Here is a 25,169-nt window from a genome sequence, read left to right as displayed (position 1 = left end):
CGGAACATCCTACGGCTAATCATCTGAGCGCGAGACATCCATGAGCCAATCTCTCAAGAGCAACATCCTCTGGTTCCTGCCGACCCACGGCGACGGCCGCTATCTCGGCACCGGCATCGGCGGCCGCGAGGTCAACTTCAACTATCTGCGCCAGATCGCGCAGGCGGCCGATCAGCTCGGCTATTACGGGGTGCTGCTGCCGACCGGGCGAAGCTGCGAGGATTCCTGGATCGTCGCCTCGAGCGTCGCGCCGTTCACCGAGCGGCTGCGCTATCTCGTGGCTGTCAGGCCCGGCCTGCAATCGCCGAGCGTCGCGGCGCGCATGACCGCCACGCTCGACCGCGTCACCAACGGCCGGCTGCTCATCAACGTCGTCACCGGCGGCGACCCCGTCGAGAACAAGGGCGACGGCATCTTCCTCGCCCATGACGAGCGTTACGAGGTCACCCGCGAGTTCCTCAACATCTATGGCGACCTGCTTGCCGGCAGGACCGTGAATGTCGAGGGCAAGCACATCCGCATCGAGGACGGCAAGCTGCTGTTCCATCCCGTGCAGTCGCCGCGGCCGCCGCTCTATTTCGGCGGCTCGTCGGATGCAGGCATCGACGTCGCCGTCGACACCGTCGACAAATATCTCACCTGGGGCGAGCCGCCGGCGCAGGTCGCCGAGAAGATCGCCAAGGTGAAGGCGGTCGCGGCCCAGCGTGGGCGCAAGCTGTCTTTCGGTATCCGCCTGCATGTCATCGTCCGCGAGACCAATGAAGAGGCCTGGCAGGCCGCTAACGAGCTGATCAAGCACGTCAGCGATGAGACCATCGCGCTCGCGCAGAAGAACTTTGCCCGCATGGATTCCGTTGGCCAGCAGCGCATGGCACAGCTGCATGGCGGCAGGCGCGACAAGCTCGAGATCAGCCCGAACCTCTGGGCCGGTGTCGGCCTGGTTCGCGGCGGAGCGGGCACCGCGCTGGTCGGCGATCCTGCGACGGTCGCCGCGCGCATCAAGGAATATCAGGACCTCGGCATCGATACGTTCATCCTGTCCGGCTATCCGCATCTCGAGGAAGCCTATCGCTTCGCCGAGCTGGTATTCCCGCTGCTCTCGCTCGAGCTGCCGAGCAACGTCACGAAGCTTCACTTCAACGGCGGTCCGTTCGGCGAGACCGTCGGCAGCGATTTCCGTCCGCAGAAGCAGGTGTCGCAGTCATGAGCCTCATCGACAGCATTCCCCTTCCGCGCAGCGTCCGCCTGCCGCGCGTCGACGGCCTGATCCAGTGGATCGTGCCGCTCGCCATCATCGTCGTCTGGCAGATCGCCTGCATCACCGGTCTCGTGCCGACACGGGTGCTGCCGGCACCGAGCGACGTTGCGCTCGCGGGCTGGAAGCTGTTGCTCTCCGGCGAGCTCGTGCGCAACATCTGGGTCTCTTTCTGGCGCGCCTCGATCGGCTTCCTGATCGGCGGCAGCATCGGCTTCGCATTCGGGCTTGCAAACGGCCTCTCGCAGCTCTCGGCAAAGCTGACCGACACGACGCTTCAGATGGTGCGCAACGTGCCGCATCTGGCGCTGATCCCGCTCGTCATCCTGTGGTTCGGCATCGACGAGAGCGCAAAGCTGTTCCTCGTGGCGCTCGGCGTGTTCTTCCCGGTCTATCTCAACACGCTGCACGGCATTCGCACCGTCGACCCGCAGCTCATCGAGATGGGCCGCATCTACGGCATGAGCGACGGCGAATTGTTCCGCCGCGTGATCTTTCCGGGCGCGCTGCCCTCGATCTTCGTCGGCATCCGCTTCGCGCTCGGCATCATGTGGCTGACGCTGATCGTCGCCGAGACCATCGCGGCGTCCTCCGGCCTCGGCTACATGGCGATGCAGGCGCGCGAGTTCATGCTGATCGACGTCGTCGTGCTGTCGATCCTGATCTACGCCCTGCTCGGCAAGCTCGCCGACAGCGCTTCGCGCCTGCTCGAGCGCCTGACGCTCGCCTGGCACCCCGCCTTCCAGAAACGTTGAGACAAAAATGCAGACAGCTCTTCTCCTGCCCGAGACCGAACGCAACCAGCGCACCCGCAATACGCCGCAGGCCCGGCGCGCGCGGCAGGAGCGGCCGGCGCTTGGCTTGCCGCTCACGATCCGGAACTTGCGTAAATCCTTCGGCGACAACGAGGTGCTGCGCGGCATCGACCTGCATATCCCCGCTGGCCAGTTCGTTGCGATCGTCGGCAAAAGCGGTTGCGGCAAGAGCACGCTGCTGCGGCTGATCGCCGGCCTCGACAAGATCGATGCCGGCGCCATCAGCTTTGGTGAGGCGGCGCGGCCCGAGGATATCAGGGTGATGTTCCAGGAGCCTCGGCTGCTGCCCTGGGCCCGCGTGTTGTCGAATGTCGAGGTAGGCCTCGGGCGCGACCGCGCCTCGCTTGATGCGCATCCGCGCGCCGAGCATGCGCTGACCGAGGTCGGGCTCGCCGACAAGCGCGACCAGTGGCCCTCGGTGCTGTCCGGCGGCCAGAAGCAGCGCGTGGCGCTGGCGCGCGCGCTCGTCAGCCAGCCCCGCGTGCTGGCCTTCGACGAGCCGCTCGGCGCGCTTGATGCCCTGACTCGCATCTCGATGCAGCGGCTCCTGGAGCGCGTCTGGCGCGACCAGGGTTTTACGGCGATCCTGGTGACGCACGACGTCGCGGAAGCCGTTGCGCTCGCCGATCGCGTGCTCGTGATCGAGGAGGGCCGTATCGCGCATGACGTCACGGTCAATGCGCCGCGGCCGCGCGAGCGCGGCTCGGTGGAGCTTGCGGGCCTCGAAGGCTCCATCCTGCGCCATCTTCTCTCGGCGGATGATCGTACCTAGATAACAGGGGCCCTGATTTCGGGGAGCATGCCATGAACGTGATTGCCCGCCATATCATGACCGACACGACCATCCCCTCCGCCGATTTCCGCGGCGCTATGCGCCATCTCACCGGCGGCGTCAGCGTCATCACCGCCGGCCGCGGCAGGGACATCACCGGCATGACGGTGACTTCGGTGACGTCGCTGTCGGTCGATCCGCCGACGCTGCTCGTCAGCATCAACCGCGACGCCTCGTCGTTCCCGCTGATCAAGCGCCACGGCGCTTTCGGCGTGAACATCCTCAACGCCGACCAGCTCGACATCGCCGAGCGCTTTGCCGGCAAGGGCGGGCTGAAGGGTGCCGATCGCTTCGCCGGCAGTGACTGGGTGACGGCCGTCTCCGGCGTCCCGCTGCTGGCCGGCGCGCTGGCCGCGCTCGATTGCGAGGTCGAGGAGATCGTCGAGCGTCACTCGCACGGCATCGTCATCGGACGCGTGCGCGACATCCGGAGCTCGACCCGCAGCGCGGCGCTCGCCTATTGGCACGGACAGTACGTCGCGCTCGACCAGGATGAGGACGCCGCCGGGCTCGCCGAGGTCAGTGTTCCCGCGCGGGGCCGGCGCGTCATTTGACCGCCGGGTGGCCTTCCGGGCTGGCCTTTTCGTTTCCCTCGATCTAGAAGCCCCGCCAGAGCCTCCCGGAGGAGGCGATGGAGCCGGCGATGAAACGCGTTGCGACCTGGGCCTTCTACGCCGTCGGCGCGCTCGCGATCGCCTATCTCGCGCTCTACGCCTATGCGATGTTCACCGGCCGGCACATCGTGCCCGGCGACCCCATCCACATCTTCCGCAATCCCGACGCGCCGAGCTATTCTTGAGATGTCTCCTGTAGGGTGGGCAAAGCGAAGCGTGCCCACCACTTCCGTCTGAGACCTGGAGAGATGGTGGGCACGGCGCAAGTGCGCCTTTGCCCACCCTACGCACTACGAATTGGGTCGCCGTCAGCTCCGCAAGATCGCCAGCGCCAGCGCTTGTGCGCGCGGGACGATGCTGTCGAGCTCGAGATATTCCTCCGGCGTATGTGCAAGCCCGCCGACCGGGCCGACGCCGCAGATCGTCGGCGTGCCGACGGCGGCAGTGAAGCCTGAATCGGCGCAGCCGCCGGAGAATTCGCCGGTGAGCGTGGTCAGCCCGACGTCGCGTGCGGCGCCCTGGTAACCCTCGAACAGCGTCTTCGACGCCTCGCTCTGAACCGCCGGCACGAATTCGCCCTTGATCGTCAGCGTGGCGCTCGTGCCCGGCACGTAGGAGGTGACGACGATCTTCTCGATCGCGGCCATCACCGCGTCGCGATCTCTCGGCTCGACATAGCGCAGATCGATCTGGCCCTCGGCGTAAGGCGCCGTCGTATTGACCGACTGCCCGCCCGCGATCAGCCCGACGTTCAGGGTGATCCCCTTGGACAGATCGGTCAGCGCATGGATATGGACGATCTTGTTCGCGAGCTCGCCGATCGCGCTCACGCCGGCCGCAAAATTCGCGCCGGAATGCGCGGCCTTGCCGGTGACGGCAAGGTGCATGAAGATGCCGCCCTTGCGGCTCGTGACCACGTTGCCGGTCGGCCGCCCCGGCTCGGAATTGTAGACGGCGCGCGCGGAACGTCCCTCGCGCTCGATCACCGGGCGCGAGGAGGGCGAGGCGATCTCCTCGTCCGAGGTGATCAGCACCTTAATCGGGTGAGGGCTGCCGCCGAATTTCTGAAAGGCCGTGGCCACGAACACGTTCATGACGAGGCCGGCCTTCATGTCCGCGACCCCCGGGCCATAGGCGCGGCCGTCCAGAATCGTAAAGGGGCGTCGTTCGGCCTCGCCTTTGCCGAACACCGTGTCGCGATGCCCCATCAGCAGGATCGGCTTTTCGTTGCTGCCGGGTTTGGCCACTTCGGCATGGATCGCATCGCCAAAGGTGCCATGGCCCTCGCGCCGGAACGGAATGCCGTGCTCGGCAAAATGCCGCTCGAACCGCGCACCGACCGCATCGACGCCTTCCTTGTCATAGGACCCGGAATCGATGTTCACGGCGTCGCGCAACAGGTCGATCATCGCCTGCTTCTGCGACGCCAGCCAATCGGTGATTTGAGCCTCAGACATTATTACCTCGCGTGATTATCGTTCGCGCTTATAGGGTCTTATTCCGGCCCGACCTAGTCGCCGAATGCGGTTCGCCTCTGCGCCTGGAACAGTCCAGTCTCGCAAGCCTGAATGTGCGTTCGTTGACCGTCACCCTGAGGTGCGAGCTTAGCGGCGCAAGCGCGCCGCTTGGCGAGCCTCGAAGGGCGACGGCCCGGCTGCGTCCGTAGCCGTTCATCCTTCGAGGCTCGGCATGCGCTGCTTCGCATCGCATGCCTCGCGCCTCAGGATGACGGGGCAAGTGTATACGTGTCCGCCGCAAAGAAAATGCCTGGGACTTGGCCCGGGCATTTCGCGTCGTCTTAATGTTTGTGATCGCCTCACGCCCCCATCGCCGGCATGCGGGGATATTCGCCCGGCGTGCCCGCCGGCGGGATCGGGATTCCGCCGTCGGCATATTCGTTGAGCTTGTTGCGCAGGGTGCGGATCGAGATGCCGAGAATGTTGGCGGCATGGGTCCGGTTACCGAGGCAGTGCTTCAACGTCTCCAGGATCAAATCGCGCTCGACATCGGCGACGGTGCGTCCCACCAGCGCCCGCGTCACCTGCTCGGCTGCCATCGTGGCGTGTGCCACCGCCGGCGCGGTCCTGGCGACATCGAGGCGGTCGCCGTCCGGCGTGATGATGGCGTCGGCGCCGATCTCGTCGCCCTGCGCCATCAGCACCGCGCGATGCATGGTGTTCTCGAGCTCGCGGACGTTGCCCTGCCAGCGGTTGGTCGAGAGCACCCGGCGTGCTTCCGCCGAAATGGGGCGCAGCGGCACGCCGTTGGCCTCGGCATATTTCTTCACGAAATGCTGGGCGAGCTCGAGGACGTCGGCGGGACGCTCGCGCAGCGGCGGGATCTTCAGGTTCACGACGTTGAGGCGGAACAGCAGATCCTCGCGGAACGTACCTTCGCGCACGGCCTCGGCCAGATTGCGGTTCGAGGTCGCGATGATGCGGATGTCGACGGGGACGGGCTTGGTGCCGCCGACGCGGTCGATCACGCGCTCCTGAATCGCGCGGAGCAGTTTTGACTGCAGGCGGACATCCATCTCGGAGATTTCGTCGAGCAGCAGCGTGCCGCCGGTCGCCTCCTCGAACTTGCCGATGCGGCGGGCGACGGCACCGGTGAAGGCGCCTTTCTCATGACCGAACAGCTCGGATTCGAGGAGATGCTCTGGGATCGCGGCGCAGTTGATGGAGATGAAGGGGCGTTTGGCACGTGCCGATCGCGTATGGACGTAGCGCGCCAGCACCTCCTTGCCGGTGCCGGATTCGCCGGTGATCATCACCGAGGCGTCCGAGCCCGCGATCTGCTGGGCGAGCTTGACCACGCGCGCCATGGCGTCGTCGCGATAGATGAGCTCGCGGGAGTCGTTGGCGACGGCGGCGAGCACGGCGGCGATCAGCTCCGGCTCCGGCGGCAGCGGGATGTATTCCTTGGCGCCGGCGTGGATCGCGGCGACCGCGGCGCGGGCGTCGTTGGTGATGCCGCAGGCGACGATGGGAGCGTGGATGTGCTCGGCTTCCAGCCGCATCACGAGGTCGCGGATGTCGAGGGCGACGTCGACCAGCAGCAGGTCGGCGCCCTTGCCGCCGCGCAGCACGCGCATTGCCTGCTCGTGGTCCTCGGCGTGGGTCACGGTGGCGCCGTTCTCCATCGCGATCTTGGTGGCGGTGGTGAGCTGGCCCTTCAGTGTGCCAACGATGAGAAGCCGCATGTCAGTCTCCTGTCCGTCTGTTCGCGCTGCCGCGCGTCATTCGCTGCGCTAGAGCATGATCCGGAAAAGTGTGTCGCGGTTTTCCGAAAGGATCATGCTCGAAACAATCAAGTGCGTTCGGTCCTGATGATTTCGGTCATGGTCACGCCGAGCTTGTCCTCGACCAGCACCACCTCGCCGCGGGCGACGAGGCGGTTGTTGACGTAGATGTCGATGGCCTCGCCGACGCGCCGGTCGAGCTCGAGCACGGTGCCGGGACCGAGCTTCAACAGCTCTCCGACATCCATCTTGGAGCGACCGAGCACGGCGGAGACCTGCACCGGCACGTCGAATACGGCCTCGAGGTCGGCAGCGACGCGGGCCGCGTATTCGTCCTCGTTGTAGCCGACATCGGTGCCGGTCGGCGCCATCGGGCCGTTGAGATCGGGAAGCGGGACCTGCCCGTCAGTGTCGCTCATGGCTTAGTTCCCCTTGCGGGACGCGACATAGCGTCCGACGAGTTCGTCGATCTTGCCGAGAATGGCGCCGCGCTCGAGCACGACGCCGCCATCGGCCCATTCGATCCGGCAGTCGCCGGTCGCAATCTCCGGCTCGGCCAGGATCACCAGCCGGCCCTCGAAGCCGCTCTGCTTGGCGAGCCGCTCGATCCGCTCGCGCGCGCTCTCGTAGAGCGCGTCGCTGATGCGGACGACCAGGTGCGGCGTCGCGACCAGGTGCGAGAAGCAGTCCTTGACCAGCGCCACGATCTCGCCGAGCGGCTCGGCGGCGATCAGGTCGGCGCACAGCTTGCGCGCCACGGCGACCGCGACGTCGACCGCCTCGGTCTCCATCCTGGCCTCGATATTGCCGATGCCCGACGCGATGCCCCTCACCGAGATGTTGATCTCCTCCATGGCGAGCGCGACGCGGCGGTCGCTCTCGGCCTTGGCCTCGCGCTGTCCGGCGTCGAAGCCGGCCTGGTAGGCGCGCGCCTCGGCGGCCGCGATCTTCTGCGCGATCTCGGCTGCGCTCGCAGCCTTCTCGCGCGTCCGGTCGGGCGCGGAGAAATCGTTGTCGAACAGGAATTTCGCGGGCGCCGCCATCAATACACCAACTCGTCGTCAGCGCGGTTCTTGGTCAGCATGATCTCACCCTTGGCGGCGAGGTCCTTGGCGAGGTTGACCAGCAGCGCCTGCGCCTCGTCGACATCACGCAACCGGACCGGTCCCATCGCCGCCATGTCGTCCTGGAGCATCTTGGCTGCGCGTGAGGACATGTTTCCGAAGAAGAAGTTGCGGACGTCCTCGTTGGCGCTCTTCAGCGCGACGGCGAGCTTGTCCTTGTCGACGTTGCGCATCAACGTCTGGGCGGAGCCGGAGTCCAGCTTGACGAGGTCGTCGAAGGTGAACATCAGGGCCTTGATGCGCTCGGCCGATTCCCGGTTCTCCTCTTCCAGGGAGGTAATGAAGCGGGTTTCGGTCTGGCGATCGAAATTGTTGAAGATTTCCGCCATCACCTCGTGAGCGTCGCGGCGGCGGGTCTGCGACAGGTTCGACATGAACTCGACGCGAAGCGTCTTCTCCACGCTCTCGATGACCTCCTTCTGCACCGCCTCCATCTTCAGCATGCGGTTGACGACATCGAGCGCCAGCTCCTCGGGCAGGATGCCGAGGACGCGCGCGGCGTGCTCCGGCTTGAGCTTGGACAGCACCACCGCGATGGTCTGCGGATATTCGTTCTTCAGGTAGTTGGCGAGCACCTCTTCCTGCACGTTGGAGAGCTTCTCCCACATGTTGCGCCCCGCAGGGCCGCGGATCTCGTCCATGATGCCGTTGACGCGCTCCGGAGCCAGGTATTGCTGCAGCAGCCGCTCGGTGGCGTCGAAATTGCCCATCAGCGCGCCGGAAGCCGACATGCGCGAGACGAATTCGAGCAGCATGTCCTCGACCGTGTCGACCTCGACCGTGCCGAGGGTGGACATCTCCAGCGAGAGCTGGCGCACCTCCTCGTCGTCGAGCAGCGACCAGATCTTGCCGCCATATTGCTCGCCGAGCGCCAGCATCAGGATTGCGGCGCGCCTCGGTCCCGCCAGCTGCTCGGAGGACTTGCCGTCCTTGGCCCGGTTGCCGGCGCGCTGCCCGAGCGTCGAGATCACGCTGGTGATGTCTTGCGAGTTGGCGTTTTGCAAGGAAGGGGCCATGTCAGTTCACTTCTCGAATCATTTCGCGGGTTCGCTCAGCCACTGGCGGATGATGGCGACGGTTTCATTGGGGTTGCGCTCGGCGAGCTCGCCGACGCGATGAACGGACTGGGCGTGGACCTGGCCTTGGACGGTGGCGACGTCGATCGCGCTCGCCGTGGCGCTGCCGCTCGGGACCAGCGCGTGGCCGCCGCCAGAGGCGGAACCGGATTCGTCGGTCAGCGCAGGGGCGCTCAGCGCGCTGGTCAGGGCCGCGACCTCGTCGGAGGCAAGGATCCGCTTCACCAGCGGCCGGATCACCATGAACATCACGATGAGGCCGAGCAGCATCATCACGCCGAGCTCGACGAAGTACATCACGTCGTCCTTGGTGAACTGGAGCATGCCGAGGAAGCCCGATGGCTCGGCGATCGGGGCGGTCGACGGCGCGTCGGCAAAGCGCAGGTTGACGACCTCGACCTGGTCGCCGCGCTTCTGGTCGAAGCCGATCGCCGAGCGCACCAGCGTGGCGATGCGGTCGAGCTGCTCCTTGGTGCGGTCCTGATAGACCAGATCGCCCTTGTCGTTCTTGGAATAGATGCCGTCGACCAGCACCGCGACCGAGATGCGGTTGACGCGGCCGGCCTCGGTCACCTCGGTCTTGGTGGTGCGGGAGATCTCGTAATTGTTGGTTTCTTCGGTCTTCTTGCTCTGGTCGCGGGCCGCGACCGCCGTGCCGCCCGATGAATTACCCGGCAGCTCGTTGTTGACGGTGACCTGGCCGTTGTTGTCGGCGGTGAGGCTGCTCTCTTCCCGGGTCTGGCTCGAGCGCAGCACGCGGCCTTCGGGATCGAACTTGTCGGAGGTCTGGGTGATCTTGTTGAAGTCGAAATCGGCTGAGAGCTGCACCCGGGCGCGGCCCGAGCCGACCACCGAGGAGACGATGTCCTCGACCTGCTTGCGTATCCGCTTCTCGAACGCGGTGCGGCGCTCGTCGCCGACGGCCTGCTCCGGATCGCTCGCCGCACCATCGGCGAGCAACTGACCGGATTCGTCGACGATCGAGACGCGCTGCGGCTTCAACCCGTTGACGGCGGAGGCGACGAGATGGCGGATGGCGCGGATCTGCTGTGCCTCCAGCGAGCCGCGGACCCGCACCACGATCGAGGCCGACGGCTCCGGCGCCTCGCGCGAGAACAGCGGGCGCTCCGGCAGGACGAGGTGGACGCGGGCGGCCTGGATGCGGTCGATGGCGCGGATGGTGCGGGCGAGCTCGCCCTCGAGCGCGCGCAGATGATTGATGTTCTGGACGAAGCTGGTGGTGCCGAGCGCGTCCGACTTGTCGAACACCTCGTAGCCGACGCCGCCGCCCTTGGGCAGGCCGCCTTCGGCAAGCTTCATCCGCAGCCGCGTGACCTTGTCCTTGGGCACCATGATGATGCTGCCCTCATTGCGCAGCTCGAACTGGATGCCCTGGCGTTCTAGGTCTTTGATAATGCCGGAGGAATCTTCAACGCTGAGGTCGGTGAACAGCGTCGTCATCTGCGGCGTGGTCACGCGCATGATGACGAAGGCAAAGAAGCCGATGAGCGCGGCGGTGACCGCGATCATCGCCCCGAACCGGGCGGCGCCGATACCTTTCAGGAAGTCCAACAGACCTTGCAAGCAATCGCCCCGCCAGATTCGGCCTGCAACCGGCAAGCCGACTGGGCAATTATTGCCTAGGTGATGGTTTCGATATGGTTAACGAAGATTAAGAGGTGGGACAAAAGTCGCGACATGAAAAAAAATCGGCCTCGCAGAGCGAGGCCGATTTGCGTCAAACTTGGCGAATTTCCAGATCGCTTACTGGCGATACTGCTGGATGCGCGTGGTGCGCAGTCCGGCCAGACCATGCTGGTCGATGGAAAACTGCCAGGAGAGGAATTCGTCGACCGTCAGGGTGTAACGGCTGCAGGCTTCCTCGAGGGAGAGGAGGCCTCCTCGGACGGCGGCAACGACTTCAGCCTTGCGTCGGATGACCCAGCGTTTGGTCCCCGGTGCAGGCAGGTCCGCGATCGTCAAAGGGCTGCCGTCCGGCCCGATGACGTATTTCACCCTCGGGCGATGGGGTTCTGTCATGGCGTACTCACAAACTCTCAACCACTGAACTCACGCCGTAACCCTACGCCGGTCGGCTTAAAAATTGGCTAAGCCTAAGGCTTCAATACAATTCTCGTTGAAAATGGCTGGAACACGATCGGCCCGGCGGGTGAGACGGGGTCTCAACCGGCCAAGCGGGCAACTTCGTAAATACTTTACTAACAAAAGACCCGCGCACGGGGGCGTGCGTGGCGTTTTTTCACCGTCGTCTCGGCGCGCCGCTTTAATTGCTGCTGCTGACGATGCTCTTGATCTGGCTGACCGTGTAGGTGTTGCCGTCGATCGTCAGCAGCGGCGGCGACTGCGTCAGGTCGACCGAAGACACCGTGCCCTGGACCTGCGCGGCGACGCCGACCGAATTCCCCGATGCGTCCTTACCGGTCGCGCTGATCGTATATTTGCCGTCAGGCCACTGCGTGCCGTCATTGCCCTGGCCGTTCCAGGTGAACGGAATGTCGGAGCCGGCGCCGGCGGTGTACTTGCCGGTGAAGACGGTCTGGCCGCTCGAGTTGGCGATCGAGATGTCGACCGTAGCGCTGGAGGGCACGTTGAGATGCCAGGTCGCCGACGAACTGGTCATCGTCGCGGTGGTGCCGTCGACCACGGCGGTCTTGCCGACGAAACCCAGCGCCTGCGTTGCCTGCGTGGTTTGTTGCAAGGTGACGAGCTGGGACAGCGAGTCGTTGGTCTTGAGCTGCTGTTCGACGCCTGCGAACTGCACGAGCTGCTGGGTGAATTGGTTGGTATCGAGCGGATCGAGCGGGTTCTGGTTCTGGAGCTGCGTCGTCAGCAGCGTCAGGAAGGTCTGGAAATTGCCGGCAAGCGTCGATCCCGTGGTCGAGCTCAGGCCGGAGCTCGACGAGGACGACGTCTGGGTCGTGCCGGAAACGACTGACGGGGCGGTGGCGGCATTCGTGGTGGTCATGTCGAATACTCCTCACACTCTGATATCGACGCCGCTGCTCGATCCGAGCATGCGGCCGTAGCCGCGTCCCACGGGCGCGGCCGGAGCTGCGTCCTCGTCGCTGATGATCAGCCGGCGGGCGTTGCTGCCATTGTCGTTGTTGTTGCCCGAGTTCTGCCCGGACGAGTTCTGGTCGCGCAGGCTGAACGACAGGCCGTTGCTGCCGGTCTTGAGGCCGGCATCGTCGAGCGCGCGCTGCAATTGCGGCGCGTCCTGCCGCAGCATCGAGAGCGTCTCCGGCTTCTCGACGGTGAGATGCGAGGTGACCTGGCCGTTGCGGTCGACGTTGATGCGCACGTCGATGCGTCCGAGTTCGACAGGATCGAGGCTGACGTCGAACTGGGTCTTGCCGCTGCGCGCGGCCGCGGCGATCGTGACCGGCAGGCCGCTGATTGGCACCGCGGTCGCGGTGGCGGCAGTCGCGGTCAGGGTCGCCGTCGATGCGCCGGCGACCGAGGTCGTCGTGGTCTGCGGCGCCTGCACCGCGACCGCGGCCTGGGCGCTGGTGTCCGTCGTGCTGGTCAGCGCCTGGGTGCTCGCCGTATGGTCGTGCGTCGATGCCGTGGCGGGTGCGGCGGGAGCGGTCTTGTCTGATGCGTCGGCCTTGGCCTCGGTCGTGTTACCGTCGACCTGCGGCTTGGCGGCTTGCGGATGCGCGGCTGCGTTCGGGTTCGTGGCCGTCGTCGCCTGGTTGGGCGTCGCGCCGGTCGTGCCCGTCTTGCTCGTATCCTGTCCGAGATCGGAAACGTCGGTGTTCTGCTGCGTCGTGGCCGCCGCCATGAACGAGGTCTTGGGCGTGGCCTGGGCAACAGTGGCGGTCAGCGCGCCCTGGGTTTGCGGATCGGTCGGCGAAGCGTCGGCCGTCGCGCTGGCGGCAGCATCCGTCAGCGCGGCTTTTGCGGCGGTGCCGGCATCGGTGGTTGCGGCGGTCTTGCCGCCGGTCGCGTCGGACTTGACCGCGGGCGCAGCCATCTGCGCCGCGGTCGAGGCACTCGCGGCAATGCCGGCGGCTGCGATCGTGAGCGGCGAACTTGAATTGCCGGCAGCCTGGCTCGCGGCCGCGCTCGGATCGACCGGGACGACCGGCGCCGCGACGACGACGGCGTTCGGATCGGGCGTTGCGGTGGCGGCTGCCTGCGTGGGATCGGCCTGAATGGCGGCGGCCAGACCATCAGTGTCCTCGGTCTTGTCACCCTTGCCGTCGTCGGATTTTTCGCTCGATTTCGTGCCGGAGGCGTCCGACTTACCTTTGGTCTTGTCGGTCGCCTTGCCGGGATCGGCCGGCGTGTCGGTGGCGGCAGAGGTCGAATCGTCGGTCGCATCCGTCGATTTGCTTTGCGACGAGGAGTCCGTCGACGACGTATCGCGCGTGCTCTTGTCGGAGGAGGACGAGGACGCATTGTCGGTGCGGCGCGGTGCGGAATCCGAGGTCTGGCTCGGCGTGCTGCTGGCAGCCGCCGTGTTGCTGTCGACGAGCGCGCCGAACTGGTCGTTCGCCGTCGATCCCTGCAAGCGGGCAGGTTTCGGCGACGCGGTCTGGACCGACACGCTTGCGGCTACATCTGACGTCACGCTGACCACGGACACGCCCCTTGCAATGAACTCAGCACAAGGAGTTAGCAAGGAGCGGGCCAGCTGGACCAAATGTCACTTTATATAATAAAATCAGATACTTGATTTGTTTGGCCTGACGGCTGGAAGGCCCCCGGAACACGGCCCATTTCTGCCTCCCGGCAAGAATTGCCCTAAGCGCGTGGCGAAAGCCTCCCCTGCGATTGCTTCACGGGAATACGGCCTATATTAAAGGGTAGCTCTCAGCCGCTTTCGACCGGGCAAGCCGACCTCGTGGAACTATTTCCGTTCCCTGAGACCGCCCCTTTCCCGACCGACAAACGCGGGGTCAGCGGAACGCACGCCGCAGCAGTCGCATTCAACAGCCGGAACCATGCGCAACAGTCTGGATCTCGAAGGCCGTCCGCAGGACACCAGGGTCGTCGTCGCCATGTCGGGCGGCGTGGACTCCTCGACGACGGCTGCGCTGCTGAAGGCCGAAGGCTACGACGTCGTCGGCATCACGCTCCAGCTCTACGACCATGGCGCGGCGACCCATCGCAAGGGTGCCTGCTGCGCCGGCCAGGACATCCACGACGCGCGCGACGTCGCCGCCAAGCTCGGCATACCCCACTACGTGCTCGACTATGAGGACCGCTTTCGCGAGTCCGTCATCGACAATTTTGCCGACAGCTACGCGCTCGGTGAGACGCCGGTGCCATGCATCGAGTGCAACCGCTCGGTCAAGTTCCGCGATCTCCTGAAGACCGCGCGCGAGCTCGGCGCCGTCGCGCTTGCGACCGGCCACTATGTTGCCTCGCGCGGTCTTGCCGACGGCTCCCGTGCGCTGGTCTGCGCTGCAGATAGCGAGCGCGACCAGAGCTATTTTCTGTTCGCGACCACCCGCGAGCAGCTCGACTACTTGCGTTTCCCGCTCGGCGACATGACCAAGACCGAGACGCGCGAGCTCGCCCGCCGCTTTGGCCTCAGCGTTGCCGACAAGCACGACAGCCAGGACATCTGCTTCGTGCCCACGGGGCGCTACACCGACATCATCACCCGGCTGCGTCCCAATGCGATGGAGCCCGGTGACATCGTCGATCTCGACGGCCGCGTCATCGGCCAGCATCACGGCATCGCCAATTTCACCGTCGGCCAGCGCCGCGGCCTCGGCATCGCCTCCGGCTCGCCGCTGTATGTGGTGCGGCTCGAGGCCGCGACCCGCCGCGTCGTGGTCGGCGCGCGCGATGCCTTGAAGATGCACCGCATCGTGCTGCGCGACGTCAACTGGATCGGCGACGGCGATATCGATCGCGCGATCGGCGGCGGCCTCGAAATGTTCGTGCGCGTGCGCTCGACCCGGGCGCCGCAGCCGGCCTGGCTGCGCGGCGGCGACGGCCACTACGAGGTCGAGCTCGTCGCCGGCGAAGAGGGCGTCTCGCCGGGACAGGCCTGCGTGTTCTACGATGCGCCGTCGGGGCAGGCGCGCGTGCTCGGCGGCGGCTTTATCCAGAGCGCAGCCGCGAAGGTCGCAAGCGATGCGGCGCGGCCGCTCGCGGAAGCGGTCCGCGGCTGAGATCCTTACAGGGCAGGGGGCATGGCAGCAGATATCTCGCGCGCCGGGGTCGAGAAGGCCTATGGCCGCTGGGCGCCGGTCTACGATCTCGTGTTCGGCAAGGTGTTCGACGCGGGACGCCAGTCGACCATTGCGGAGGCCGACAAGATCGGTGGCCGCATCCTCGACGTCGGCGTCGGCACCGGCCTGTCGCTGTCGGATTATTCACGCTCGACGAAAATCTGCGGCGTCGACATTTCCGAGCCGATGCTGCGCAAGGCGCAAGCGCGCGTGCGCGCGGAGAAGCTTGGCAATGTCGAGGTGCTCAGTGTGATGGATGCGAAGAACCTCGCATTCCCCAGTTCCTTCTTTGACGCGGTGGTCGCGCAATATGTCATCACCGCAGTGCCCGATCCCGAAGGCACGCTCGACGAGTTCGTGCGTGTGCTCAAGCCCGGCGGCGAGCTCATCCTCGTCAATCACATCGGCGCGGAAAGCGGACCGCGAAAACTGTTCGAGCTCGCCTTTGCGCCGCTCGCGCGCCGGCTCGGCTGGCGCCCGGAGTTTCCCTGGGACCGCCTCGTCAACTGGCAGAAGCGCCACGGTGGCATCACGCTCGCAGAGCGGCGGCCGATGCCGCCGATGGGCCACTTTTCGCTGATCCGCTACCGCAAATCGTGAACGCAGCTAGCTGGAACACGCGCGCGTCGGCGTGCGTTTCCACGTCATGCGCACGACATCGAAATTCATCCTTGCAACCCTCCTGATCGCCGCCTCGGGTAACGCGATCGCGCAGGCTCCGCCCAGCCCGGCGACGCCGCCGCAGGCGACCGCGCCGCCGCCCCCGCAGCGCGCCAGCGACTGCACGCCGAGCCAGACGGATCGCTCGCGTGGCACGGTGATGCCCAATGGCGCGACCACCGGCCAGGCCCGGGAACCCCTCGGCGACAAGCTCGCACAATCCGACGGCGTGCTCTGTCCGCCTGCAGGCATCGATCCCGAAATGCGCGCCCCGGCGCCGGATGTCGGCAAAACCCCGGTGATCCCGCCGCCCGGCAGCCCCGGCGGCGATCCCACGATCCGGCCGAAATAGGGCCGGGCCCCTTTCTTCGCCTACGAGTCCGGTGCCGAAAAGGGCGCGCTGGGCGGCCACTTTGCTTGACAGCCCGCCGCCCCCTTCCTTATATGCCGCGCGTTCGCGAGATCGGCCGTTTCGGCCCCGCGAGCCCTGTGGCGGGGTAGCTCAGCTGGTTAGAGCACGGGAATCATAATCCTGGGGTCGGGGGTTCGAGTCCCTCCCCCGCTACCAAAAATAACTGACTGTCAGATTTGATTTATAAAATTCGCGGCTTGGTAGCGGGTTGTCTCATTGAGGTCCGCTCATTGGGGCATAGCCGACCAGATTGGCTCCCTATGAGTTCTTCGCATTTTGACCCTGAGCTGACTCGGCCGCCGCGTCGCTGCCACCTCCCTGCCACTAGCCGGACGATCGTGCCACGCTGTCCCTGACACCGAGCACCTCGCGACGCCATGTCGCCGGGCTCACACCGACCAAGGCCGCAAAGACCTTTGTCATGTGGCTCTGATTGGCGAATCCGGCTGATATCGCAATCTCGGCCAGGGGCAAGTCACGCACGCTCATCAACTGCTGGGCCGCTTTCACGCGCTGGCGAAGCAGCCATTGGTGCGGCGGCAGGCCGGTTGAGATGCGAAACGCGCGTGAGAAATGGCTGACCGAGAGGCCAAACTCGGCCGCGACCTGCTGCAACGAAAGCGTTCCACCGAGATCGGCGTTGAGACTTTCGCAGGCTTGTTTGGCCTGCCATGGAGCGAGACCGCCGCGGGCCAGCGTGCGGATAGTTCGCAGCCCCCCATAGGTCTGCGCAACGTGCGCGGTAAATGCGAGCATCGTGTAATCGATGAAGAGCCGGTTGGTCTCAGCCGGTCGACGCAACGCTTGCAGGATTCCCCCACCGATATGACGGATGACCGGGTCATCATGGCCGACGCCGAGCTGGGAGGGGAGCTCACCCACGCGCGGTGCGCCGGCCTGCTCAGCGATGCCGTCGAGTGCCGAGCGCGGAAGATAGAAATGAAGGTGATGTAACGGCTTGTTGATGATGAATCGCGGATTTTTCTTCATGTCGTACAGGTGTGTTGCGCCCGCACGAATATCGGTCTTGGCGGCAGGCTTGCCGCGCTCCCAGCGCACGGCGTTGGGGTAATCGCAAAGTTTCAGGCTGACAACATAGGCATCCTGAAGATCCATCTCGCCGGAAGGGCCTTCCACAGGGGTATCATCCCGGACCTCAGTAACCGCGATCTCGGCATTGCGCAGCGAACGCGTGATCAACGAGGACGGTTGATGCTCCAGATGAAAGTACTGGGTCACAGCCTGACCGTAGAAACCCGTCAGCTTCATGTGGAGGGGCCTTGTCTGCTAGATTTGACCTGGCAGCACATTCCCACGGCAGCTCGTGAGGTCTGGAGTCATTATCCGGTATCCCAGTGCGGGGGTCTAGGAGTAGGGCGGCGACGTAAAACGCACTTTATTGTGAGGCGAAGCAGTAGCTTTAAGGTGGCCCGCAAATCTCAGATTGCGCCTCTTAGGCGTTTTCATAATGAGCCGGTTTGCGTCGACGGCCGCTGCGACACCAATGCCGATCTCCGGCCTCGGCGCTGGCTACTTCGTCGGATGGGGCGGCAGATTGGCTCTGCGATATTACGGTGTGGCGCAGGACGAACGGATATGATGCTTTCGCTACCGCTGCTCCCGAGGTGCGACGTCCGTTAGCGACAGGACAGGCCGGCCGAGCCGCAGGAGCTTCCTCCGAATGATCACATCTTCTCGGCGACCAGTTTGAGTGCGCCGGAAATTCCTGTCGCCACGACGAGGATCACGGCCATCCCGATCATGCCGGCGTTGAAGGAGCCGGTCGCGTCCTTCAGAAGGCCGACCATATAGGGACCCACGAAACCGCCGAACGCACCGACAGAGTTGATGAACGCTATTCCCCCGGCCGCCGCGGCGCCCGTCAGGAAGCTCTGCGGGATCGTGTAGAAGACCGTCCGCGCGGAGATCGTGCCGACCAACGCCAGTGTCAGGCAGGCAAGGGCCGGAGCGAGCGAGGTGAAGACGACCGAGAGGGCAAGGCCCAGGGCGCCAAGGATCAGAGCGGCCATGAGATTGTAGATCTTCTGACCTTTCCGATCCACGAGACTGGCCCAAAACAGCATGCCTATCGTTGCGAAGAGGTAGGGAACGGCCGAGAGCCACCCGACTTCCATGTTGCTCAGACCGTGCCCCTTCAGGATCAATGGCAACCAGATGCCTATGCCGTAGGAGCCGATCGTGAAGGCGAAGGTGATCGCCGTGAGCATCAGCACCCGCGAATCTTTCATTGCGGCCCACAGGTTCTTTTTGGGCTTGTCGTGCTTGTCGCCGGCAAGAGCGGACAGAAGCGCTTGTCGCTCCTGAGGCGTGAGCCATCGAGCCTGCTCGGGCCTGTCGGCGAGCAGAACGAGACACAGAATTCCGAGCACGCATGCCGGAAGGCCTTCGATCAGAAACATCCACTGCCAGCCTGCAAGCCCCCAGAATCCATCCATCCCGAGGAGGGCTGCCGAGATCGGACTTCCCAGCAGCGAGGAGAGCGGCGTCGCAGCCATGAACAGGGCGAGCACGCTCGTCCGGTGCTTCTCGGGAAACCAGATCGAGATGTACCAGATCACGCCCGGAAAGAAGCCGGCCTCGAATACACCGAGGAGAAAGCGGATCAGGTAGAAGCTGTACGGTCCCGTCGCAAACGCAGTCGCCGCCGCAGCAAGGCCCCACGTGATCATGATGCGGGCCAGCCAGCGCCGCGCACCGAACCGGTACATCATCATGTTGCTCGGAACTTCCAGAAGGCAGTAGCTGAAGAACAGGATTCCGGCGCCCCAGCCGAATTGAGTGGCGCTCAGACCGATATCCTTGTTCATTTGCAGTGCAGCAAAGCCGACGCTGGTGCGATCGAGGTAGTTGAAGAGATAGGCGAGACCCAGAAGCGGGACCAAACGCCAGGTGTTCTTGGAAATGGCACTTGCTAGCAGTCCCGCATCGGGACTTCCTTCCGTGAATGATCTGTTGGCCGTGATTTCGGTCATCCGCCGGTCCTCCCGCTATCCGGGCCGGTTACCCCGATGGGGCCCAGCCGTGTTAGGCTCGACATGCCAGATCGAGCGGACAAGGGTCCAATCGCTAATGTTCAAGAATCGATAACCGGGAGGAAGAAGTGGACCTTCGCGACCTCACCTATTTTGAGGTGATTGCCGATTTGGGCCATATGGGCCGAGCCGCCGACAAGCTCGGTCGCACTCAACCAGCTCTGACAAAATGCATCCAGCGTCTCGAAGAAGCCGTGGGCGCCGATCTCTTCGAGCGAACAGGGCGTGGGATCACCCTCACGCGCGTCGGCGAGGTCCTCCTGGCACGCGCGCGACGAATGCGCGAGGCGATGGAGGAGTCGCTGCGCGAGGTCACCGATTTCGCTGCTGGTGCAGCGGGGCGCGTCAGTATCGGCTGTGGCGCCACGATGGGGGAATACCTGCTGCCGCAGATATGCCGGGCCATCATCGCCGATGCGCCCGGACTGGCGATCGAAGTGCAGATTGGAATGAGTGGCGTCGTCAGGGCAGCGCTTCGCGAGCGGACCCTCGATCTCGCGATTGGACCGATACTTGCCTCGGACGAGCAGGAGTTCAGGCACGAAGCGTTTGGCATGGACGAAGTGGTCGTCGTCGCCGCAAAGGATCATCCACTTTGCGGCAAGCGGCTCGCTATCGAGGATCTGGTCGCGTCGAAATGGGTGCTGCCGGCCCGCACCGTCGCGATGCGTCAGTGGCTCGACAACGTATTCGAAGCGCATGGTCTGCCGCCGCCGGTCGTCCAGATCGAGACCAACTCGATCACGACGTTGCCCAAGCTGATCGCCGACACGGCGCTGCTCAGCTTTACGTCCACGCGAAACCTTCATCCTCTTCGACTGGGCAGCCAGCTCGACCGGTTGATGATCGACACCACGACGATGCGAAGGCCGCTCGGCTTCGTAACCCGCCGGGACGGCTATCTCTCTCCGGCTGCGCAGCGGGTCGTCGGCCTGCTCAAATCCAAAGGGCGCGATTTCCTCGAGCAGGTCACGTTGCCGGGCATGACGGATGCCTCCGCCGCCATGCCTGCGATCGTGGTCAGTCGGGCGGAGCGAGTCCATAAACGCGTGCGACCGTCCCACTGAACAGGCTCTGGCGATCGCTCTCGCTTGCGTGACGTGTCAGGCGTTTGAATGCGTTCCACGCCGATCCATATCCATAGGAGCCCTTGTCGACCGGAAAATTGCTCTCGAACATGCATCGTTGCGCGCCAAACGCCTCGATGCAAATCTCGACGTAGGGCCGCCAGGCCGAAGCGAGGACTTCCGACGTCGGCGGGTCGTCGCGCATCTCGAATCCGAAACCGTTGATGCGCATGCCGAGGCCACCAAGCTTGACACAGACATTCTCGCACCGTGCGAGATCGCGGATCGCGCGCGACCATTCGGCGAAGACCTCGTCGCGTCGATCCTTGTAGGCGCCGATCCCCACGATCCCGCCGAGATGATCGAGCACGATCGTCGTTTGCGGAAATGCGCGTGCGAGGTCGGTCAGCTCGCCGATTTGCGGATGGAATAGCCAGGCGTCGAACACGAGACCCAATGGCGCCAGCCGCGCAAACCCCACTCGAAACGCGCTGTCGCCGAGGAGTCCGGGTGGACCGGCACTCAGCGGATTCATCAGGCCTCGATCCGCATCCCACACCGTGATGTGTCGAATGCCGCGAAATCGGCGGGGCGCGGCGGCGACGTGGGCTTCGAGCACGGGCGTCACTTTGTCTCCGAGACGCAAATCCGCATGACCGACAATTCCGGCACAAAGGCGCCGCGGACCGTAGTTGCCGCTCGCGATCATGGCTGCGACACCGTTGATGAACTCGGTTTCGCCGACGACCCGCATCGCAGTTGGTCCGTCGGACCTGTACATCGCCTGGCACTGCATGAAGACGCTCGCCGTGACGTTATGGCCGCTTCCGGCGATGTCGGCGAGATATTCGTCGAACAGGTATCTCCAGTTCTGCCTGTCCCAGAGATGATGGTGGGCGTCGATGATCGGCAGCCCAGGTTCGAGCGCCTCCTCGAAGCCGCGCGCCAGCCAGTCCGGCCGCACGGCGAGATAGTTACCGCCTCCCGACCGAGAGGCGGAGCCGCTGCCTTCGGTTTGGGATTGAGTCATTTTACGAAATCCCGAGGAGCGGGCCCGGTGTAGCGATAGGGGATGCCGGGCGGCATGGGTCCCTTGATCCGTCCGCCTTGCTGCGATTGCTCCCATGCATGCGCGAGGATGCCGACCGAACGCGAGAGAATGAACAGGCCGCGACCCAGCGCGGGCGAAAAGCCCAGTTCCGAATAGATGACGGCGGTGGCGCCGTCGATGTTCATGGGGATCTTTCGACCCTTGCGCCGTTGCATCAAGTCCTCGACCCCGCGGCCGATCTCTGCAAAGCGCCCGGAGACCACCTTGTTCCCTCGCGCTGCATCGACGAGCTCGAGAAGTCGGGGTGACCGGGGATCGATCGGATGAAAGCGGTGTCCGAACCCGGGCACGATCTTTCCGTTCGCGGCGATGAAGGCGTCGAGGCCCTGTTCGATGGCCGTTTTCAGCTCGACGCCGGCGTCCCGACGCCGCTCGATGTCGCCGTATAGCTCCATGCATTGTTCGCCGGCGCCGCCGTGCACGTCGTCGAGCACGTTGATGGCCGAGGCCATCGCGCCATTCAGAGGAAGGCCACATGTCACGGCCATCCGTCCGATCGCGATCGACGGCGCCTGGGGACCGTGGTCCACGGCAGAGACAAGCGCAGCTTCCAGGAGTGCTCCTTGCTCAGGGGACGGGAGCTCGCCCTTCAGCATCAGCCATATCATTTGCGGGAACGACACCCGGCCGATCAGTTGCTCGATCGGAAAACCGCGGAACCGGATCACGCCCGGCTTCATGTCGATAATGTCGGTCGACCACCATTGGGTCGCGGTTTGCAGCAGGTCTGCGGAGCCTTGATCGGTCATGAGTCTCTCCTCGATCGCCTGTCAGGTGCTTGAGGTCTCGGCGCGTGCCTTCAGATCCGGCATCTTGACCGTCTCCTTGACCGTCGGCCGGTTGTCGAAGGCGACAACGCCACGCTGGCCGAATGCCTCGATGTCGCCGTTCTCGAAGCCGAGCCGCCTGAGCCACTTCTCGGTGTCCTGGCCGAGGCGGGGTGGCGGCAACGGTTCCGGATAGTCCGTCCCGAGCCGGAAGCCCGGGCGGGTAACACGCATCGTCTGGCCGCCTGAAACAGACGCCTTCAGGCTCTCGACGAACTTGCGACCGACGATCTGCTCCTCCTTGAGCACCTGCGGCACGCTCAGAACGCATCCCGCAGGGACGCCCTTCGCGTTGAAGAGCGTCTCCCACTCGGCGGCGGATTTGCCGGCGAGCGCGGCTTCAAGCTCCTGCTTCAGGGCCGCGCGATGGTCCTTTCTCGCCTGCCGCTCGTGAAACCGCAGATCGGACTTCAGCTCCGGCTTGCCGACGAGGTCGCACAGCGCCTCATACTGCTTCTGCTCGTTTGCCGCGATGTTCAGCGGCCCGGAGCCCGTCGTGAAAGTGCCGGACGGAGCTGCCGTGAAGTTCTCGTTGCCGATCGGTTGCGGATCGACATTGCCGTTGAGGTGGTTGGAAACCACCCAGCCCATTGCAGCCAGGGTTGATTCAAGCAGCGAGACATCGATGTGCCGCCCGCGTCCGGTCTGCCGTTGTTCCACCAGAGCGGCCGTGATCGCAAAGGATGCGGTGAGACCGGCAATCGTGTCGGCAATCGGAAAGCCGGTGCGCAAGGGGGCGGTGTTGGCATCGCCCGTGACGCTCATAACGCCCGAAAGTCCTTGAACGATCTGATCGTAAGCGGGCCGGGCCGCCCAGGGGCCGTCCTGTCCGAAGCCGGAGATCGCGCAATAAATGATGCGCGGATTGCGCTTTGCGAGCACCTCATAGCCGAGCCCCAGCCGTTCCATGACCTTCGGGCGAAAATTTTCCAGCACGACGTCGGCCGTTTCGGCGAGACGCAGGAAGATCTCCTTGCCTTCATCGGCCTTGAAATCGATGGCGACGGATTGCTTGTCCGCGTTGACCGCGACGAACGACAATCCCATGAGGTTCTTCGCCATCGCCGGATCGGCGCCGAGCCGGCGCGCGAGATCGCCGCCCTTCGGATTCTCGATCTTGATGACCTCGGCGCCGAGACGCACAAGCTGATAGCCGCAGAAGGGACCGGCAAGCACGTTCGAGAGATCGAGAACGCGGATACCGGCGAGTGGCAATGTCATATGGTGTGCTCCGGATGATTGAGTTGATGAGCGAGGGATCAGACGAGTCCAAGCCAGCGCCACCAGGTCGCGGCGCACAGGGCGTAGAGAAGGCAGGCGACGATGCAGACGACGACACCCACTCTCGGGAAATCCTCGACGCGCAATCGGCCCGTTCCATAGACAAGGATGCTTGGCAGCGTGTTGTAGAACATGAGGAGCGGGTAACCGCCGATGATCATGCCGGCCGGCAGCGCCAGCGCGACCGGATTGACATTGGCGGTTCCGGCCATCGCCAGGATGATCGGCAGCAGGGCCGTCGCCATGGCGGTCGTGCCGACGAACATCACGTGCATGAATTGCACGATGAACATCACGACCACGATGACGATCAGCGCCGATGCACCGGCCAGGCCGAGCGCGTGGAAGATCGAATTGGCCAGCCAGTTGGCGGCGCCCGTCTTCAGAAGGATATCGCCGAGCGAGACGCCGCCGCCCGCGATGAGCAGCACCTGCCAGGAGACGCCCTTATTGGCATCGTTCCAGTCGATCACGCCGAAGCGTGGCAGGAACAGCAGGCAGGCCCCCATCAGGCAGACGACCGTCGTGTCGAGCCCGGTCAGGCCCTGCGTCGCCCACAGACAGGTCACCAGGACGAACACGGCCAGCGCGCGCCATTCGGCGGAAGACATCCGCCCCATCGCGGCGAGATTCTGCGAAATCCGCGCGTCGGCCTGCTCATGACCGGCCTTGAATTCCGGCGGAAAGACACGCTGGATGAACCACCAGGTGAACATGGTCATGACCAGCGCCGGCGGGAATCCGTAGAGCAGCCATTCGGCGTAGGTGATCGTATGGCCGCTGGTCTTCGCGACGAACTCGACCGTCACGGGGTTTGGCACCGTCGCCGTCAAAACGCCGGCGCCGATCGTCGCGTTCGTCATCGTCAGAGTGAGGAGCAGATTGATCGCAAATGGCGAACGCGCTCCGGCTCCGAAGATTGTCAGGATGCTGAGGCACTCCGGCAGGAGGATTGCCGTGCGCGCCGTCGATGATGGAACGAGAAACGCAAGCGCGATGTTGACGAGCGTCACGCCGAGCGTGATCCGCGTCGGTTCGCTGCCGAACCGCGCCAAAATGACGTAAGTGATGCGCTCCGCAAGCCGGGTCTTCACCATGGCGGTCGCCAGGATGAAGGCGCCGACGATCAGATACACGGGCGAGGCGGAGAAGCCGTCAAGCGCGGTCCGAAGCGTGGCCGTTCCGGTCAGGACCGCGAGCGGTACGACCATCAGGCTGGCGATGGCCAACGGCATCGCCTCGGTCAGGTAAAGAACGAAAATGCCGCCAAAGAGCGCGAGCGCCTTGTGCCCCTGGAGGGACAGCGCTTCCGGCGTGGGGCTGAACCAGATGGCGGCCGCGATTACGATGGCGAGGGGAACGCCGATCGCCCTGAGCGTGGCCTCCAGCGATCGGGGCGCGTGCTCGCTGCCCGCCGCGTGAGCGTGAGATGACACGTGTTTTCTCCCTGTCGAAGCATTCGGCGATGGATCGGTGCCATCACGGATTTGGAGCCGTGCTTCGCGGTGGGAATAACGCGCGGGCCAAACCTGCGTCCAATTGCAAGTTTTCAGGAGATCATAACCGGCGGGAATGTGCGCGGTCGTGCC

The 25,169-nt window shown here is 64.7% G+C and carries 25 protein-coding genes and 1 tRNA gene; 11 read left to right on the top strand and 15 right to left on the bottom strand.

The annotated features are described in order from the left end of the window. Positions 1-40 precede the first annotated feature (40 nt). From ssuD to NLM33_RS20715, 5 genes are all read left to right on the top strand, one after another. Positions 41-1,207 carry an FMNH2-dependent alkanesulfonate monooxygenase gene (ssuD, locus tag NLM33_RS20735; RefSeq protein ID WP_254098170.1) on the top strand — a complete coding sequence of 389 codons (1,167 nt, stop codon included), beginning with the start codon at positions 41-43 and terminating at the stop codon, positions 1,205-1,207. Further along, complete coding sequence (locus NLM33_RS20730; protein ID WP_254098168.1) at positions 1,204-2,010, top strand: ABC transporter permease subunit; 807 nt, start codon at positions 1,204-1,206, stop codon at positions 2,008-2,010. The genes ssuD and NLM33_RS20730 overlap by 4 nt, the downstream gene beginning before the upstream one ends. A gap of 7 nt (positions 2,011-2,017) precedes the next feature. Then, on the top strand, positions 2,018-2,842 hold the full coding sequence (locus tag NLM33_RS20725; protein WP_254098165.1) for an ATP-binding cassette domain-containing protein: 825 nt from the start codon (positions 2,018-2,020) through the stop codon (positions 2,840-2,842). A 32-nt stretch (positions 2,843-2,874) separates the two neighbouring features. Further along, complete coding sequence (locus NLM33_RS20720) at positions 2,875-3,456, top strand: flavin reductase family protein (RefSeq protein WP_254098164.1); 582 nt, start codon at positions 2,875-2,877, stop codon at positions 3,454-3,456. A gap of 89 nt (positions 3,457-3,545) precedes the next feature. Then, positions 3,546-3,701: a hypothetical protein gene (locus NLM33_RS20715; RefSeq protein ID WP_027523194.1), complete on the top strand. Its 156-nt coding sequence runs from the start codon at positions 3,546-3,548 to the stop codon at positions 3,699-3,701. Positions 3,702-3,824: 123 nt separating this feature from the next. On the opposite strand, the gene NLM33_RS20710 is transcribed toward NLM33_RS20715, so the two are convergent. The 9 genes from NLM33_RS20710 to NLM33_RS20670 form a co-directional block, all read right to left on the bottom strand. Beyond that, positions 3,825-4,973, bottom strand: coding sequence for a M20 family metallopeptidase (locus NLM33_RS20710; protein ID WP_254098161.1), 1,149 nt, complete (start codon positions 4,971-4,973; stop codon positions 3,825-3,827). A gap of 359 nt (positions 4,974-5,332) precedes the next feature. Then, positions 5,333-6,718, bottom strand: a complete 1,386-nt coding sequence (locus NLM33_RS20705) for a sigma-54-dependent Fis family transcriptional regulator (protein WP_254098158.1) — start codon at positions 6,716-6,718, stop codon at positions 5,333-5,335. A 107-nt stretch (positions 6,719-6,825) separates the two neighbouring features. Then, the gene (fliN, locus tag NLM33_RS20700) at positions 6,826-7,176 is read right to left on the bottom strand and encodes a flagellar motor switch protein FliN (protein WP_254098156.1); all 351 of its coding nucleotides are present in this window, start codon (positions 7,174-7,176) and stop codon (positions 6,826-6,828) included. A gap of 3 nt (positions 7,177-7,179) precedes the next feature. Continuing rightward, positions 7,180-7,800: a FliH/SctL family protein gene (locus NLM33_RS20695; protein WP_254098154.1), complete on the bottom strand. Its 621-nt coding sequence runs from the start codon at positions 7,798-7,800 to the stop codon at positions 7,180-7,182. Beyond that, a complete protein-coding gene (fliG, locus tag NLM33_RS20690; protein ID WP_254098152.1) occupies positions 7,800-8,897 on the bottom strand; it encodes a flagellar motor switch protein FliG in 1,098 nt (365 codons plus the stop codon). Before fliG ends, NLM33_RS20695 begins: the two co-directional genes overlap by 1 nt. A gap of 18 nt (positions 8,898-8,915) precedes the next feature. Continuing rightward, a complete protein-coding gene (gene fliF, locus NLM33_RS20685) occupies positions 8,916-10,541 on the bottom strand; it encodes a flagellar basal-body MS-ring/collar protein FliF (protein WP_254098150.1) in 1,626 nt (541 codons plus the stop codon). Positions 10,542-10,721: 180 nt separating this feature from the next. Beyond that, a complete protein-coding gene (locus NLM33_RS20680) occupies positions 10,722-10,997 on the bottom strand; it encodes a DUF1153 domain-containing protein (RefSeq protein WP_002714638.1) in 276 nt (91 codons plus the stop codon). A gap of 244 nt (positions 10,998-11,241) precedes the next feature. Further along, positions 11,242-11,943: a flagellar hook assembly protein FlgD gene (locus tag NLM33_RS20675; protein WP_254098148.1), complete on the bottom strand. Its 702-nt coding sequence runs from the start codon at positions 11,941-11,943 to the stop codon at positions 11,242-11,244. Between the two features lie 12 nt (positions 11,944-11,955). Further along, positions 11,956-13,554, bottom strand: coding sequence for a flagellar hook-length control protein FliK (locus NLM33_RS20670; protein ID WP_371929973.1), 1,599 nt, complete (start codon positions 13,552-13,554; stop codon positions 11,956-11,958). Between the two features lie 373 nt (positions 13,555-13,927). Between NLM33_RS20670 and mnmA the strand changes: the two genes are divergently transcribed. From mnmA to NLM33_RS20650, 4 genes are all read left to right on the top strand, one after another. Continuing rightward, entirely contained in the window at positions 13,928-15,109 is a 1,182-nt protein-coding gene (gene mnmA, locus NLM33_RS20665) for a tRNA 2-thiouridine(34) synthase MnmA (protein ID WP_254098144.1), read from the top strand. 21 nt (positions 15,110-15,130) lie between these two features. Next, a complete protein-coding gene (locus NLM33_RS20660) occupies positions 15,131-15,769 on the top strand; it encodes a class I SAM-dependent methyltransferase (protein WP_254098142.1) in 639 nt (212 codons plus the stop codon). Positions 15,770-15,815: 46 nt separating this feature from the next. Further along, entirely contained in the window at positions 15,816-16,181 is a 366-nt protein-coding gene (locus tag NLM33_RS20655; protein ID WP_254098140.1) for a hypothetical protein, read from the top strand. Positions 16,182-16,320: 139 nt separating this feature from the next. Beyond that, positions 16,321-16,397 (top strand) — tRNA-Met (locus tag NLM33_RS20650). A gap of 168 nt (positions 16,398-16,565) precedes the next feature. On the opposite strand, the gene NLM33_RS20645 is transcribed toward NLM33_RS20650, so the two are convergent. Further along, on the bottom strand, positions 16,566-17,510 hold the full coding sequence (locus NLM33_RS20645; protein ID WP_254098138.1) for an AraC family transcriptional regulator: 945 nt from the start codon (positions 17,508-17,510) through the stop codon (positions 16,566-16,568). Between the two features lie 199 nt (positions 17,511-17,709). Between NLM33_RS20645 and NLM33_RS49290 the strand changes: the two genes are divergently transcribed. Further along, positions 17,710-17,841 (top strand): hypothetical protein, encoded by a 132-nt coding sequence (locus NLM33_RS49290; RefSeq protein ID WP_256570538.1) that lies wholly within the window; start codon positions 17,710-17,712, stop codon positions 17,839-17,841. A gap of 85 nt (positions 17,842-17,926) precedes the next feature. Here NLM33_RS49290 and NLM33_RS20640 read toward each other — a convergent pair whose 3' ends face one another. Further along, entirely contained in the window at positions 17,927-19,234 is a 1,308-nt protein-coding gene (locus tag NLM33_RS20640; protein ID WP_254098136.1) for an MFS transporter, read from the bottom strand. A gap of 128 nt (positions 19,235-19,362) precedes the next feature. Between NLM33_RS20640 and NLM33_RS20635 the strand changes: the two genes are divergently transcribed. Continuing rightward, positions 19,363-20,361, top strand: coding sequence for a LysR family transcriptional regulator (locus NLM33_RS20635; protein WP_254098134.1), 999 nt, complete (start codon positions 19,363-19,365; stop codon positions 20,359-20,361). Here NLM33_RS20635 and NLM33_RS20630 read toward each other — a convergent pair. From NLM33_RS20630 to NLM33_RS20615, 4 genes are read right to left on the bottom strand one after another with little or no spacing between them, the layout of a single operon-like run. Continuing rightward, entirely contained in the window at positions 20,315-21,391 is a 1,077-nt protein-coding gene (locus NLM33_RS20630; RefSeq protein ID WP_254098132.1) for an amidohydrolase, read from the bottom strand. The genes NLM33_RS20635 and NLM33_RS20630 overlap by 47 nt on opposite strands. Further along, complete coding sequence (locus NLM33_RS20625; RefSeq protein WP_254098130.1) at positions 21,388-22,221, bottom strand: citryl-CoA lyase; 834 nt, start codon at positions 22,219-22,221, stop codon at positions 21,388-21,390. Before NLM33_RS20625 ends, NLM33_RS20630 begins: the two co-directional genes overlap by 4 nt. Before the next feature lie 21 nt (positions 22,222-22,242). Beyond that, on the bottom strand, positions 22,243-23,520 hold the full coding sequence (locus NLM33_RS20620; protein WP_254098128.1) for a CaiB/BaiF CoA-transferase family protein: 1,278 nt from the start codon (positions 23,518-23,520) through the stop codon (positions 22,243-22,245). Between the two features lie 38 nt (positions 23,521-23,558). After that, positions 23,559-25,016 (bottom strand): DASS family sodium-coupled anion symporter, encoded by a 1,458-nt coding sequence (locus NLM33_RS20615; protein ID WP_254098126.1) that lies wholly within the window; start codon positions 25,014-25,016, stop codon positions 23,559-23,561. Positions 25,017-25,169: the final 153 nt, after the last annotated feature.

Source organism: Bradyrhizobium sp. CCGUVB1N3, assembly GCF_024199925.1.
GTDB lineage: Bacteria > Pseudomonadota > Alphaproteobacteria > Rhizobiales > Xanthobacteraceae > Bradyrhizobium.
The sequence above is the reverse complement of the archived record's forward strand: the minus strand, read 5'-3'. Positions and strand labels throughout refer to the sequence as shown.

What these genes read in the sequence shown, in the direction of transcription:
- ssuD (WP_254098170.1), top strand. Translation starts at nt 41, where the DNA reads ATGAGCCAATCTCTCAAGAGCAACATCCTCTGGTTCCTGCCGACCCAC.
- NLM33_RS20730 (WP_254098168.1), top strand. Translation starts at nt 1,204, where the DNA reads ATGAGCCTCATCGACAGCATTCCCCTTCCGCGCAGCGTCCGCCTGCCG.
- NLM33_RS20725 (WP_254098165.1), top strand. Translation starts at nt 2,018, where the DNA reads ATGCAGACAGCTCTTCTCCTGCCCGAGACCGAACGCAACCAGCGCACC.
- NLM33_RS20720 (WP_254098164.1), top strand. Translation starts at nt 2,875, where the DNA reads ATGAACGTGATTGCCCGCCATATCATGACCGACACGACCATCCCCTCC.
- NLM33_RS20715 (WP_027523194.1), top strand. Translation starts at nt 3,546, where the DNA reads ATGAAACGCGTTGCGACCTGGGCCTTCTACGCCGTCGGCGCGCTCGCG.
- NLM33_RS20710 (WP_254098161.1), bottom strand. Translation starts at nt 4,973, where the DNA reads ATGTCTGAGGCTCAAATCACCGATTGGCTGGCGTCGCAGAAGCAGGCG.
- NLM33_RS20705 (WP_254098158.1), bottom strand. Translation starts at nt 6,718, where the DNA reads ATGCGGCTTCTCATCGTTGGCACACTGAAGGGCCAGCTCACCACCGCC.
- fliN (WP_254098156.1), bottom strand. Translation starts at nt 7,176, where the DNA reads ATGAGCGACACTGACGGGCAGGTCCCGCTTCCCGATCTCAACGGCCCG.
- NLM33_RS20695 (WP_254098154.1), bottom strand. Translation starts at nt 7,800, where the DNA reads ATGGCGGCGCCCGCGAAATTCCTGTTCGACAACGATTTCTCCGCGCCC.
- fliG (WP_254098152.1), bottom strand. Translation starts at nt 8,897, where the DNA reads ATGGCCCCTTCCTTGCAAAACGCCAACTCGCAAGACATCACCAGCGTG.
- NLM33_RS20680 (WP_002714638.1), bottom strand. Translation starts at nt 10,997, where the DNA reads ATGACAGAACCCCATCGCCCGAGGGTGAAATACGTCATCGGGCCGGAC.
- NLM33_RS20675 (WP_254098148.1), bottom strand. Translation starts at nt 11,943, where the DNA reads ATGACCACCACGAATGCCGCCACCGCCCCGTCAGTCGTTTCCGGCACG.
- mnmA (WP_254098144.1), top strand. Translation starts at nt 13,928, where the DNA reads ATGCGCAACAGTCTGGATCTCGAAGGCCGTCCGCAGGACACCAGGGTC.
- NLM33_RS20660 (WP_254098142.1), top strand. Translation starts at nt 15,131, where the DNA reads ATGGCAGCAGATATCTCGCGCGCCGGGGTCGAGAAGGCCTATGGCCGC.
- NLM33_RS20655 (WP_254098140.1), top strand. Translation starts at nt 15,816, where the DNA reads ATGCGCACGACATCGAAATTCATCCTTGCAACCCTCCTGATCGCCGCC.
- NLM33_RS20645 (WP_254098138.1), bottom strand. Translation starts at nt 17,510, where the DNA reads ATGAAGCTGACGGGTTTCTACGGTCAGGCTGTGACCCAGTACTTTCAT.
- NLM33_RS49290 (WP_256570538.1), top strand. Translation starts at nt 17,710, where the DNA reads ATGAGCCGGTTTGCGTCGACGGCCGCTGCGACACCAATGCCGATCTCC.
- NLM33_RS20640 (WP_254098136.1), bottom strand. Translation starts at nt 19,234, where the DNA reads ATGACCGAAATCACGGCCAACAGATCATTCACGGAAGGAAGTCCCGAT.
- NLM33_RS20630 (WP_254098132.1), bottom strand. Translation starts at nt 21,391, where the DNA reads ATGACTCAATCCCAAACCGAAGGCAGCGGCTCCGCCTCTCGGTCGGGA.
- NLM33_RS20625 (WP_254098130.1), bottom strand. Translation starts at nt 22,221, where the DNA reads ATGACCGATCAAGGCTCCGCAGACCTGCTGCAAACCGCGACCCAATGG.
- NLM33_RS20620 (WP_254098128.1), bottom strand. Translation starts at nt 23,520, where the DNA reads ATGACATTGCCACTCGCCGGTATCCGCGTTCTCGATCTCTCGAACGTG.